At 59.5% G+C, this 11,992-nt stretch carries 11 protein-coding genes, 2 tRNA genes and 1 pseudogene; 10 read left to right on the top strand and 4 right to left on the bottom strand.

All coding sequences use genetic code 11. The features are described from left to right. Positions 1–104: 104 nt before the first annotated feature. From RM533_RS13440 to rnd, 3 genes are all read right to left on the bottom strand, one after another. A tRNA-Ser gene (locus tag RM533_RS13440) sits at positions 105–195 on the bottom strand. Between the two features lie 89 nt (positions 196–284). Beyond that, positions 285–1,211 carry a hydrogen peroxide-inducible genes activator gene (locus RM533_RS13435; RefSeq protein ID WP_311341740.1) on the bottom strand — a complete coding sequence of 309 codons (927 nt, stop codon included), beginning with the start codon at positions 1,209–1,211 and terminating at the stop codon, positions 285–287. Then, positions 1,208–2,401 (bottom strand): ribonuclease D, encoded by a 1,194-nt coding sequence (gene rnd, locus RM533_RS13430; protein WP_311341739.1) that lies wholly within the window; start codon positions 2,399–2,401, stop codon positions 1,208–1,210. The genes RM533_RS13435 and rnd overlap by 4 nt, the downstream gene beginning before the upstream one ends. 141 nt (positions 2,402–2,542) lie before the next feature. Between rnd and aspS the strand changes: the two genes are divergently transcribed. From aspS to RM533_RS13395, 7 genes are all read left to right on the top strand, one after another. Beyond that, positions 2,543–4,360, top strand: coding sequence for an aspartate--tRNA ligase (gene aspS / locus RM533_RS13425; RefSeq protein ID WP_311341741.1), 1,818 nt, complete (start codon positions 2,543–2,545; stop codon positions 4,358–4,360). Between the two features lie 94 nt (positions 4,361–4,454). Beyond that, a complete protein-coding gene (locus tag RM533_RS13420; protein ID WP_311341738.1) occupies positions 4,455–4,691 on the top strand; it encodes an acyl carrier protein in 237 nt (78 codons plus the stop codon). A gap of 190 nt (positions 4,692–4,881) precedes the next feature. Further along, the gene (gene fabF, locus RM533_RS13415; RefSeq protein ID WP_311341737.1) at positions 4,882–6,141 is read left to right on the top strand and encodes a beta-ketoacyl-ACP synthase II; all 1,260 of its coding nucleotides are present in this window, start codon (positions 4,882–4,884) and stop codon (positions 6,139–6,141) included. Position 6,142: 1 nt separating this feature from the next. Continuing rightward, on the top strand, positions 6,143–7,132 hold the full coding sequence (gene mltG, locus RM533_RS13410; RefSeq protein ID WP_311341736.1) for an endolytic transglycosylase MltG: 990 nt from the start codon (positions 6,143–6,145) through the stop codon (positions 7,130–7,132). Positions 7,133–7,267: 135 nt separating this feature from the next. Next, positions 7,268–7,795, top strand: a complete 528-nt coding sequence (locus RM533_RS13405; protein WP_311341735.1) for a redoxin family protein — start codon at positions 7,268–7,270, stop codon at positions 7,793–7,795. A gap of 67 nt (positions 7,796–7,862) precedes the next feature. Then, positions 7,863–8,351, top strand: a complete 489-nt coding sequence (locus RM533_RS13400) for a 2'-5' RNA ligase family protein (protein WP_311341734.1) — start codon at positions 7,863–7,865, stop codon at positions 8,349–8,351. A gap of 60 nt (positions 8,352–8,411) precedes the next feature. Further along, positions 8,412–8,488 (top strand) — tRNA-Met (locus RM533_RS13395). A gap of 248 nt (positions 8,489–8,736) precedes the next feature. On the opposite strand, the pseudogene RM533_RS13390 reads toward RM533_RS13395, so the two are convergent. Continuing rightward, positions 8,737–9,352, bottom strand: a pseudogene (locus RM533_RS13390) (IS3 family transposase); the annotation flags it as partial. Positions 9,353–9,649: 297 nt separating this feature from the next. Between RM533_RS13390 and RM533_RS13385 the strand changes: the two are divergent. From RM533_RS13385 to RM533_RS13375, 3 genes are read left to right on the top strand one after another with little or no spacing between them, the layout of a single operon-like run. Then, entirely contained in the window at positions 9,650–11,296 is a 1,647-nt protein-coding gene (locus RM533_RS13385) for a glycoside hydrolase family 16 protein (RefSeq protein ID WP_311341733.1), read from the top strand. Between the two features lie 35 nt (positions 11,297–11,331). Beyond that, positions 11,332–11,589, top strand: coding sequence for a hypothetical protein (locus RM533_RS13380; protein ID WP_311341732.1), 258 nt, complete (start codon positions 11,332–11,334; stop codon positions 11,587–11,589). Positions 11,590–11,613: 24 nt separating this feature from the next. After that, the gene (locus RM533_RS13375) at positions 11,614–11,892 is read left to right on the top strand and encodes a hypothetical protein (RefSeq protein WP_311341731.1); all 279 of its coding nucleotides are present in this window, start codon (positions 11,614–11,616) and stop codon (positions 11,890–11,892) included. Positions 11,893–11,992: the final 100 nt, after the last annotated feature.

Below are 11,992 nucleotides of genomic sequence, written 5' to 3'. Positions count from 1 at the left end.
AGCCCAGCGTCATGCACGAGGCAAATCGCGCCCAATTCCTATGAGGGAAAGGAAGGGGTAAGTTGAGCGATCCAGGTGTTAAGCCGTTGATATGTGAAGAAATGTGGCGGAGACGGAGGGATTCGAACCCTCGGTACCCTGATAGAGTACGGTTCCTTAGCAGGGAACTGGTTTCAGCCACTCACCCACGTCTCCGGAAGGCGAGGCCTATAGCTTGGCCGGCCGCAGCCTTCAAGCCAAGCTTTGCCGCATATCGGTTTTTCCCTTTTCCGCAGCAATGAAGCTTAAACTTTGTCAGTTGCAGCCATATCCCGGTCTTCGCGTAATTCGGCGGAGAGCAGCCGGAACTCGTCGCCACGGGGACTGTTACGGCGCCATATCAGCACGATCTCCCGACTGGCGTGCTGCGAATCAAGCGGCAGGGCTTTGATCTCGGTGTCGCGCAAGATCCCTGCATCGAGCGCCATCTTGGGCAGCATTGTCAGTCCCAGCCCATTGTCCACCATCTGCACCAGCGTATGCAGCGATGTGCCCACCATCATTGCGCCCGTTCGCAATTCGGGCCGGTTGCACGCGGCAAGCGCATGCTCCCTCAGGCAATGTCCGTCCTCAAGCAACAGCAAGCGGGTTTCGTCCAGCGCAGCGGGAAGCACAGATTGTGAGGCGCCGATCGGATCATCCGCTGGAACAGCAACGTACAATTGATCGTCCGCGATATGGTCCCGCTCCACGTCGCCTGTAGGATAAGGTAGGGCCAGCAGCACGCAATCGGCCCGACCGTTGTGCAGTGACTCGATCGCGCTGGCGCTCGGCTCCTCACGCAAGAACAGTTTGAGTTCCGGCCAATTACGGCGGAGTTTAGGCAGAATACGAGGCAACAAAAAGGGAGCGATGGTGGGAATAACGCTCATTCGCAGCTCGCCGGACAGCGGTTTACCGGCTGATGCGACAAGTTCCGCAAGCTCTTCGGCCTCCCGCAGCAGCCGGTGTGCCTTTGCGACCACCCTGTCGCCAAGCGATGTAAACCTCACCACCCGCCGTGTCCGTTCGACGAGCGTCACACCCAGAAGCGTTTCCAACTCCCGAATGCCGGCCGACAGCGTTGACTGCGACACAAAGCTGTTTTCCGCCGCGCGCCCAAAATGCCCATGCTCATGCAGCGCAACAAGATATTGCAATTGCTTGAGAGTGGGCAGGTAAGTCTGCTTCACGGTGCGATGGCATCCGCCTGGGAAGGATCACCGAGCCGGGTCATCGTCATTTTGCCATCAGTGACAGCAAATGCGAGCCTGCCTTCAACCAGATCAACCGCATCCTTGCCAAATTGTTCGTAACGCCACCCTTCAAGTAGCGGCATATTCCGGCGCACTCCTGCGGCAAGGTTTTCCAGATCATCCGAACGGGCGAGCAAACGCGATGCAACGTCAAGCTCCCGACTGCGAATCTTGAGGAGCAGCTTGAGCAGATCTGCAACCAACGCACCTTCGCGGCCAAGCGGCGCACCGTTTTTGCGTTCCGGCATCTCGGCGGCGGGCAGGGGGCCCGCGGTGGCGAGCACCTGCATCAGCCGCTCGCCGATGTCGTTGTCTTTCCACCCGTTCGACAATCCGCGCACCTTGGCAAGTTCGGCCTGCTGACGCGGAGGATGGGCGGCAATGTCGGCAAGCGTCTCATCGCGCATGATCCGACCGCGCGGAATGTCCTTGTCCTGCGCTTCCAGTTCCCGCCACGCAGCAAGCGCTTTCAAGCGGCCCAGCACGTCGGGTTTGCGTCCTTGTGCGCGGATGCGGTGCCATTGCGCGTCCGGATCAATTGCATAGCGCGCCGGATCGGCAAGCTTCTCCATTTCCTGGTTCAGCCATTCGCCGCGTCCTGTCTCCATCAGCCTGTCAAGCATCCGGGGAAAGATCCGCGCCAGGTGCGTCACATCGCCAATGGCATATTCAAGCTGCCGGTCGGACAGCGGCCGCCGCGACCAGTCGGTAAAGCGGGCACCCTTGTCGACATCAATATTCAGCCAGCTTTCGACGAGGCTGGAATAGCCGATCTGTTCCGCCTGGCTGATTGCCATGCTCGCGATTTGCGTGTCGAAGATCGGCTGCGGGGTTTTCTGCGTCAGATTGTAGATGATCTCCACATCCTGACCGCCGGCATGGAAGACCTTGAGCACGTCGTGGTTGGTGGTCAGCAGGTCCAGCAGGGGCGACAGGTCAATGTCATCTGCCAGCGGATCGATTGCAGCGGCTTCGTTGCCGTCGGAAATCTGCACCAGACACAGCAGCGGCCAATACGTCGATTCCCGCATGAATTCGGTATCGACAGCCACGAAATCGGCCTGCGAGAACCGATCGCACAGGTCGCGCAGTGCGGCCGTGTCGGTTATCAAGGAATGTATCTTCATCTGTTCTGCGCGTTACGCGCATGCGTCATCGCGTTCAACTGCGGCGTTGCCCGCTCTTACAATTTCTTGCACTGGAACGTACCGCTGTTCTGGCCTAGTGCGCGGCACCTGTCCCATTCCTGCAAGAAGACCGATCCTGCCATGCATGCTTATCGTACCCACACCTGCGGCGCTCTTACAGCCTCCGATACAGGAGAGACTGTCCGTCTGTCCGGATGGATCCACCGCAAGCGCGACCATGGCGGCGTGTTGTTCGTCGATCTGCGCGATAATTACGGCATCACGCAGATTGTCGCCGATGAGGACAGCCCAGCGCTGACAGTGCTGGACCGCCTGAGGGTTGAAAGCGTCGTCACCATCGATGGAGAGGTGAAGGCAAGGGCGGCTTCGACCGTCAACGCGTCATTGCCCACAGGCGAAATCGAGGTATTCGCCCGCGCAATCACGGTGCAGAGCCGGGCCGATGAGCTCCCGATGCCGGTGGCGGGCGATGCTGACTATCCTGAGGAAATCAGGCTAAGGAACCGTTTTCTCGATCTTCGCCGGGAACAGGTTCACGCCAATATTCTGCTGCGCTCCAAAGTGATATCATCCATCAGGCAGCGCATGGTGGAGCAGGGCTTCACCGAGTTCCAGACGCCGATCCTTACTGCCAGCAGCCCCGAAGGCGCGCGTGATTTCCTGGTGCCAAGCAGGTTGCATGCAGGCAAGTTCTACGCGCTGCCGCAAGCGCCGCAGATGTTCAAGCAGATGCTGATGGTTGCTGGATTCGACCGTTATTTCCAGATTGCACCCTGTTTCCGGGATGAGGATTTGCGTGCCGATCGCAGCCTTGAATTCTACCAGCTTGACTTCGAGATGAGCTTTGTCACGCAAGAGGATGTGTTCCAGATGCTGGAACCGGTGCTTGCTGGCCTGTTCGAGGAATTTGCCGGTGGCCGGTCGGTCACGCCGGCGGGGGCGTTTGCGCGTATTCCTTACGCCGAGGCGATGCTGAAATATGGCAGCGACAAGCCCGATCTGCGCAACCCGCTCATCATACGTGACGTCACCCGACATTTCGATGGTTCCGGTTTTGGGCTGTTTGCCAATATTGCTGGCTCGGGCGGGGTTGTTCGCGCCATTCCTGCGCCCCAAACTGCACATCGGAGCCGCAAGTTTTTTGATGAAATGAACGAATGGGCGCGGGCAGAAGGATTTGCCGGCCTTGGCTATGTCACGCGCAAGGACGGCGTGTTCGGCGGGCCGGTCGCCAAGAACCATGGCGAGGAAGGCATGGCCCGTCTGTACGATGATCTGGGCCTGGGCAAGGACGACGGGTTGTTCTTTGCAGCGGGCAAGGAGAAGGACGCGACAAAGCTTGCAGGTGCCGCGCGCACGCGGGTCGCACAGGAACTCGACCTGGTAGAGAAGGATTGTTTCAAATTTTGCTGGATCGTCGATTTCCCGATGTTCGAGTATGATGAGGAACGCCAGCGGATCGACTTCAGCCACAATCCCTTTTCCATGCCCCAGGGTGAGATGGAGGCGCTGGAAAGCAAAGAGCCGCTGGAGGTGCTCGCCTGGCAATATGACATCGTATGCAATGGTTACGAGCTGTCGTCTGGCGCAATCCGCAACCACCGTCCCGACATCATGTACAAGGCCTTCGAGATCGCCGGCTATTCGCGCGAGGAAGTCGACGCGAATTTCTCGGGCATGATCAACGCGTTCAAATATGGCGCACCGCCGCACGGTGGATCGGCGCCGGGCATCGATCGGATCGTCATGCTGCTTGCCGACGAGCCGAATATCCGGGAGGTGATTGCCTTTCCGCTGAACCAGCGTGGCGAGGATCTGATGATGGGTGCGCCTTCGGCAGTCAGCCCGCAGCAGTTGAAGGAGTTGCATATCAAGGTTGCAGAGCCGCCCAAGGCAGCCGCGCTGCAACAGGTCCGCACTGACATTATCGGCGATTGAGTTTGCTGCCATCGGGTTTGGGCACTTGCCAGCCCGCCGTGCGTTGACTAGTGCAAAAATCTGATTTCAACCGCATCAAGCAAGAGGGAAGTTCATGAGCGATACCGAGCAACGCGTAAAGAAGATTGTCGTGGAGCACCTGGGCGTCGAAGCTGACAAGGTTACGATGGATGCCAGCTTCATTGACGATCTGGGCGCGGACAGTCTCGATATCGTCGAGCTGGTGATGGCCTTCGAGGAGGAGTTCGGCGTCGAGATCCCCGATGATGCGGCCGAAAACATCGCGACAGTCGGCGACGCAGTGACTTACATCAAGGAAAACAAGGGCTGATCGACGCATCGCGACCGATCGCGATTTTTCTGTCGCCGGTCGGATGATGTGTTGTTCTGCCTCTCGCCGATGTGATGATCGGGCGCGTGATCGACAGGCCTGGCCCGTATGGCCGGGCCTGTTCCACGTTGAGGATGGTTTGCGGATTGGCTGCGCCGTAACAGGCGTGGATTGAAAGCGGAGAGTGCAGATGCGTCGTGTCGTCGTGACCGGGCTGGGCCTTGTAACGCCTCTTGGGGCCGATGTGGAAACTGTTTGGCAGAACATTCTGGCCGGTAAATCCGGTGCAGGGCCAATCACGCATTTCGATGCTCATGATCAGAAATGCCGCATCGCCTGCGAGGTGAAGGGGGCAGAACATCCTTATGGTTTCGACGCCAATCGGCGTGTCGACCACAAGATCCAGCGGCAGGTAGATCCGTTTATCGTCTTCGGTATCGACGCCGCCGGCCAGGCAATCGAGGATGCGGGACTTGTCGACATGCCGGAAGAGGAGCGGTTCCGTGCTGGCTGCTCGATCGGATCGGGGATCGGCGGTTTGCCCGGCATTGAAAAGGAATCGCTGGTTCTTGCCGCCAAAGGGCCCGGACGGGTTTCCCCTCATTTTGTGCACGGCCGGCTCATAAACCTGATTTCGGGTCAGGTATCGATCCGTTACGGATTGATGGGCCCCAATCATGCGGTGGTGACGGCATGCTCAACGGGGGCGCATTCCATCGGCGATGCTGCGCGGATGATCCGCGATGGTGACGCCGATGTCATGCTGGCAGGCGGTGCCGAGGCGACGATATGTCCTATCGGCATTGCCGGTTTTGCGCAGGCACGGGCACTTTCCACCAGTTTCAACGATGAACCGGAACGTGCGAGCCGGCCCTATGACGTGGCCCGCGACGGCTTTGTCATGGGCGAGGGCGCAGGCGTTGTCGTCCTGGAGGAATACGAAAAAGCCAAGGCACGCGGTGCAAAGATCTATGCCGAGGTGGTGGGTTATGGATTGTCTGGCGATGCCTACCACGTGACCGCGCCTCATCCCGAAGGTTCGGGTGCTTTCCGTTCGATGGAAATGGCGCTGCGCAAAGCTGGCGTTGCCCCGCACGAGATAGATTATGTAAACGCCCATGGCACTTCAACGCCTTTGGGTGACGAGTTGGAGCTGGGCGCGGTTCGTCGCCTGTTCGGCAGCGCGATCGACACTCTGTCAATGAGTTCGACCAAATCCGCTATCGGCCATCTGCTTGGCGGGGCCGGCGCGGTCGAAGCAATTTTCTGCATCCTTGCACTGCGTGACCAGGTGGTGCCGCCAACGCTCAACCTCGACAATCCGAGCGAAGGCTGCCGCGGAGTGGATCTGGTGCCGCATCATGCCAAGCAGCGCAAGGTAACGGCGGTGCTGAACAACAGCTTCGGCTTTGGCGGAACGAATGCATCACTGGTGATGAAGGCAGTCTGACATGGAGGAACGACGCCGTCTGCGGCGTTGGCTGGCAGGTGGCGCAGCGGCCATAGGGCTGCTGCTTGTTGTCACAGCGGCGATTTTCGCGTGGGGTTGGTATGCAAAATCGCCATCAGAGCAGGACCGCGCCTTCGTCGTGCGGTCCGGATCGTCGTTATCGGCCGTGGCCGGTGCGCTGGAGCAGGACGGGATCATAGGTTCACGCGACGGTTTTGTCCTGCGCGCCAAACTGTTTGGCAGTTCGGCACCCGTCAAGGCGGGAGAGTTCCTGATTCCCGCCGGTGCCAGCCCTGCGGACATTTTTGGCATACTCCAGTCCGGGGACGTCATCAGGCGGTTCGTCACCATTCCTGAAGGACTGCCCTCCATCCTGGTGCATGAGCGGCTCATGGCCGAGCCACTGCTGACGGGTCCTGTTGCTGTGCCGGCTGAAGGAACGATCCTGCCGGACAGCTATGATTTCGAACGGGGCGAGCCACGCGCGGCGGTCATGGCCAGGATGCAATCCGCCATGACGGAGTTTCTCGGCTCGGCATGGCCGCAACGCGCCGCGAGCAGCGCAGTTGCCAATCTTGCGGAGGCGGTCACGCTTGCCTCCGTTGTGGAGAAGGAGACAGGCATTCCTTCGGAGCGCCGAATGGTGGCGGGGCTTTACAGCAACCGGCTGAAGGCGGGCATGCGGCTCCAGGCTGACCCCACCATCATCTACCCGCTGACGAAGGGAAAGCCGCTTGGCCGACGCATTCTACGTTCCGAAATTGACGCGGTGAACGATTTCAACACGTACTCGATGGCAGGGTTGCCCAAGGGACCGATTACGAACCCGGGTCGTGCATCGATCCTTGCCGTGCTGAACCCTGCGCCGACTGAAGCAAGGTACATGGTGGCAGACGGCACCGGCGGACATGTTTTTGCTGAAACGCTGGCGGAGCATAATGCAAACGTCCGTCAATGGCGCCGGCTGCGGCGGCAGCGTGGAGAAATGTGATCGCCTGTGTCCTGCGCTGTGGTGTCTAAGCTGTCGGACTGCAACAAACCTGACTGGCGGAGCTGGGTTGTCGGAACCCTGCTGGTCGGGCGCCGTTGATCCTTGAGACCAGAAAGCCAGCGGAGCAGATCGTTCATGCGCAAGCAAATCCCTGACGTTACTTTAAAGACCCGAGTTCGCGACGAAAAGATCGGCGGCGATAATCCTTTCCGTTGGCAGGATTATCGGGTCCGCGACGAATGGGTCGGTAAAACCATTGTCGCCTTCTCCCTGCCGGGAGCGTTCACGCCGACCTGCAGCAACGAACAATGCCCAAGCTTTGAGAGCATGTATGATGCATTCATATCCGCCGGAGCTGACGAGGTTTACTGCATCGCAGTCAATGACGCTTTTGTCATGTTCCAATGGGCAAAGCAGCTTGGCTTGAAGAAGGTGAAGATGCTGCCGGATGGCTCGGGCAGCTTCACACGGCGGATGGGCATGCTCATCGACAAGGACCATCTTGGCTTCGGCCAACGGTCATGGCGTTATGCGATGATAGTGAGGGACAATGAGGTCGTCGCCTGGTTCGAGGAGCCCGGCATCAACGATGAGGGCGCGGACGACGACCCTTACGGCGAAACCGCACCTCAAAAGGTGCTCGATGCGCTCAACCAGCTCTGAGGTCGAAGATCAGGGGCGCGTCTCAGGCAAATACCCATTAGCGGGCAGCGAATCTGCGCCGCTGATCGTGACTGCAACACTGCCGCCGGAGATCTTCGCTTGGTTGAACCGGTTGCGGCAAATGTATTTCCCGCCGGACCGCAACCACATTGATGCACATGTTACATTGTTCCACGCCATCCCTCCATCCGGCGAGGACGAACTGCGCCATTTGCTTGCTGATCTTGCGGCCGGCAGCGGGCCTTTGGCAGCGGAACTGGCGTCTGTCATTTCGCTGGGGCGCGGAACAGCTTTTGGCATCGTGTCTCCGCAACTCCTGGATCTTCGTGCTTTGATTGCGGACCGGTTTGCCGGCATGCTGACGGCGCAGGACATGCACAGGCCTCGCCTTCATGTCACCGTTCAGAACAAAGTCACTCCAGAAGCTGCCAGGGCCCTGAAGCAGGAACTGGAGCATGATTTCATTGCCAGGCCATTCGTGTTTGCAGGTCTGGAAGCTCATTATTACCTTGGCGGACCTTGGAGGCTTGCCGGCCAATGGCGTTTTCGCAGGTAAGAACGCTCAAACAGTTGACCGGATGCAAGCTGCGCCGTAAGACGCGCCTGCCCACAAGGGGGCGGAGTAGCTCAGCTGGTTAGAGCAGCGGAATCATAATCCGCGTGTCGGGGGTTCAAGTCCCTCCTCCGCTACCATTTTCAATAAGAGCGTGTTGCAAAGGCTGTCTGGGCTTCCCGTGCTGGCAAGGTATGAAACTTGCCTGATTATTGGGCCTGCGCTGCCTGCTCAAGCCAAGCCATGCCAGACGCTAAGCGAGATGAGGCATGCGTTCTTAATCTGGCTGCTCTGCTGTGCAGAGAGGCTCAGGCTTGACCCGCCCTTTACCTTTATTGCACGGTTCGTAGGCCTGCTGCGAGTTTGGTGGACATCGGGACACGCTCAATCAGGCAAACCCAGCTTCTCGTCCGCATTCGACAGGGCCTAGATAGCCTAGGGGTCGCATGACGCTTGCTCAGGTTGTAGAAGCATTCGCTGTAGTCGAACACGTCTGCCTTCGCCTGCAATCTCGTGCGGCAGGTCTTCTTCCCGATCCGCTCGACCTTGAGCGAGGAGAAGCTTTCCAGGGAGGCGTTATTCTGAACATTGCCGGACCGGCTCATCAAGCAGGTGACGCCATTATGGGCCATCAGTTGCTGGAACTGCTCACTGGTTTACTGGCCGCCCTGATCCGGGTGGTGCAACAGGACAAGGAGCTTGCTCCGCCGCCGGATCGCCAGGATCAGCGCGTCGGTAACGAGCCGGGCGGCCATGGTACCGCTCATCGACCAAGCAGCCATTCTACGCGAGAAGAGGTCGATAATGCGGCAACGCAGAGCAATCCCGCCGCGGTCCAGATGCTGGCGAACTCAGCCACCACTTCTGGTTGGGTCTGTCGGCGGTGAACTGGCGATCCAGCAGGTTGCCGGCGATGACAGAGCGTTCGCCCTGATCCTTGGGAAGGCCACGACGACGAGAGCGCGCCCGCAGCCCTGCGCCTGCATGAGCCGCTCGAGCCAATGCTGCGTCATTCCTGAGCTTCTTCTGCCTTGCCGCCGCCTCCAGATGGCTACCGCGCTATGCCAACAGGTTCCAGTTGCAAACAGCCTACCCGAAATACAACCATCATCTTCGTAAGTGAGCCGATGGGCTTTTTGCTCGATCTTTCAAAGGTCGATCTCACTCTTGCTCAAAAGAGCTGTCCTACATGAAAGAATGTCAATACTGATTCGCTATCCAGACGAACTGGATGCATTTTCTTGACGCTAGTTTGGTGAGCAACACCTGCGTCAAGGCGATGAAGCGGTAAAGGAAACAGCATGACCGAACTGATTAGTCAGACGCTCGAGGCGGAGTTCGCTTTTGCCGAGGTGGATGAGATCCTGGCGCAGCCTACACCGATCGATGCAGCGCGCAAAGCCGTCGCGCGGCTCAAGATTGAACTCGCCGACGTGCGAGCAGCCATAGCCGCCGACAATCTGCGCGATGATGTGCTGCTCGCCGAGCGTGATAACCTCATCAACATCAAGGATGCGCTAGAGGCGGAACTTGCACGCGCGCAGGCGGAATTGGCTGCTGCGTCGAGGACGCTGGCCGACCTGCGCGCAGCCGCCGACGCTGACAGCGTGCGCGAAGATGCGCTGCTTGCCGAGCGCGACAATCTCTTGATCACGAAAAATGCGCTGGAAGCAGACATTGCGCGCGTGCGGGCAGCACTTGCCGATGCACTGGAAGCGCTCGCCGAGGCGCAGGTGCAGCCGCCAAAGCCCGAGCCGGACCCTGTGCCGGAACCGGAACCGGTTGACCCCTACAACAAGGGCACGACCTACCCGCCTGCCGCCAAACTGTCCCTGACTGACCAGTTCATTGCGCCCGGTGAAACGAAACTGGTGGTGGCGCTGGAACTGGACCGGCCAAGCGTCAACAGTGTTATCGGGTTCATCCGCTGCGCCAATGGCAAGGGCGGGCGCGCATGGCCGGACATCACCAAGCCGATCTTCTTCAAACCGGGCCAGATGCGCGCCACGGTTTCTTTCTCCGTCACGAAAATGAAGGAAGGCGATTACGTATCGCTGGGCCAGAGCAACGTGCCTGACGGTGCGGTGCGCGGCGCTGGCAGTGCCAAGGGCCTGTGTGTTGCAGGCGCGGTGCAGCCCGAAGAAATCAAGCCCGATCACGGCAGTTTTGCCCCCGTTGGTGAGCTTGTCTACAACGCGACCGGGCGGCAGATGAAGGAAAGCGGGCTGTTCCTTGACCAGCTTGCGCATGGCCGCACGCAGACCGGCAACGCGGAGACAGGCTATTACCATCCCGACGCTTTTGCGTTCGATGGCGATGATCTGCTGCTGAAATCCTATCGGCTTGATGAGCCGGTGAAGGTTGGCGTCCCGGCGGTGCTGTATCCCTACGCCGCTTCGATGCTGACCGGGCTGACGAAGGACGGCGGTTCGTGGCCCAGGGTGACGCCGGAACTGACGTTCAAGCATGGCAGCATCGAGTGGGAGGCCAAGATGCCGAACCGGCGCGGTTCATGGCCGGCGCTGTGGCTGTGCAGTGTCAGCGGTTCAGGCTATCCGCAATGGCCGTTCGAGATCGATGTTTACGAAGGGTTTCACTACAACCCGGAAAGTCGGCCCAACCGCACGCTGTCATCCAACCTGCACGGCGGTCCTGAGGGTAATGACCGCAAGTGGACACGGCCTGCCGGGCGCATCCAGATGGGCTATTACGGACTGCCTGATACGCTCGACACCGAGTTTCACAAATTTGCCTGCACCATCACGGCGGAAGACATCGCCATCTTTGTCGATGGGGTGGAGACGATGCGTTACGCCAACCCGTTCGAAAGCACGAAGGGCTGGTATCCGCTGACCAATGTGGCGGTGAAGGCGCAGGATCCCGACCTCTATGATCAGGGCAGCGGCGACATGGTGGTGCGCGGCATCAAGATCTGGCGGGCCGACTGAACGCACGCCGCCTGCGAGCTTTTGTAAACGATACGATGCCGCCGCGCTCCAGCCAGGGGTTCGGCGGCATTTTCGTGCCTGCACCGGAAGGCTGGAGCATCGAACAGGAAAAACGGGAGGAGGCCATGATGGATGGCAATGCAATGCAGAATGCAGCGATCCTGCGTCAATCGGTGGACATGGCACTGACGAAGCTGTGCGAGGAGGGGGCGATCGGCACGGCGCCGGGGTGGCTGGGTGGATCGATCCCGGCGTGGGTCGCCTGCGCGGTGGCGGTCAGCGGGCTGCTGTGACCGGCAGGCGTGCTGTCGCGCGACGTGACTGACGACACGCGCCGCATCACGTCTATCGAGATCGAGATAAGCCGGCAGGAGGCGGACAACCGCGACACCGTCCAGCGCATGGCGCGGATCGAAACGAAGCTGGACCTCATGGTCGCCGCAATAGGTCGTGCTGGCCCTTCACAGACCATGCGAGGCTACTGGCAACGCCGAAAGGCCAATGACAATGGACTAGATAGCAACGACAATGCGCCAGAGGCAGAGGTTGTCGATCTGCTTACCGGCCGTAAGGGTTCTTCGTCGGGTGCTCGATAAATTCGCCAGCGTATTGGCCAGGTGTCAAGCTTCTCGACATGTTCGCCGCCCTTCCTAAGCAGCGAAGCGTCGACCGAAGCCGTCACTCTCTTTAGCATGT

The sequence above is a fragment of the Croceicoccus esteveae genome (assembly GCF_031846435.1).
GTDB lineage: Bacteria > Pseudomonadota > Alphaproteobacteria > Sphingomonadales > Sphingomonadaceae > Croceicoccus > Croceicoccus esteveae.
Note: the sequence above shows the minus strand (reverse complement) of the source record. Positions and strands in the feature narration are given on the sequence as shown.

Excerpts from the sequence above, each read along its gene's own strand:
- rnd (WP_311341739.1), bottom strand. The coding sequence starts at position 2,401 with ATGAAGATACATTCCTTGATAACCGACACGGCCGCACTGCGCGACCTG.
- aspS (WP_311341741.1), top strand. The coding sequence starts at position 2,543 with ATGCATGCTTATCGTACCCACACCTGCGGCGCTCTTACAGCCTCCGAT.
- RM533_RS13420 (WP_311341738.1), top strand. The coding sequence starts at position 4,455 with ATGAGCGATACCGAGCAACGCGTAAAGAAGATTGTCGTGGAGCACCTG.
- fabF (WP_311341737.1), top strand. The coding sequence starts at position 4,882 with ATGCGTCGTGTCGTCGTGACCGGGCTGGGCCTTGTAACGCCTCTTGGG.
- mltG (WP_311341736.1), top strand. The coding sequence starts at position 6,143 with ATGGAGGAACGACGCCGTCTGCGGCGTTGGCTGGCAGGTGGCGCAGCG.
- RM533_RS13405 (WP_311341735.1), top strand. The coding sequence starts at position 7,268 with ATGCGCAAGCAAATCCCTGACGTTACTTTAAAGACCCGAGTTCGCGAC.
- RM533_RS13385 (WP_311341733.1), top strand. The coding sequence starts at position 9,650 with ATGACCGAACTGATTAGTCAGACGCTCGAGGCGGAGTTCGCTTTTGCC.
- RM533_RS13380 (WP_311341732.1), top strand. The coding sequence starts at position 11,332 with ATGCCGCCGCGCTCCAGCCAGGGGTTCGGCGGCATTTTCGTGCCTGCA.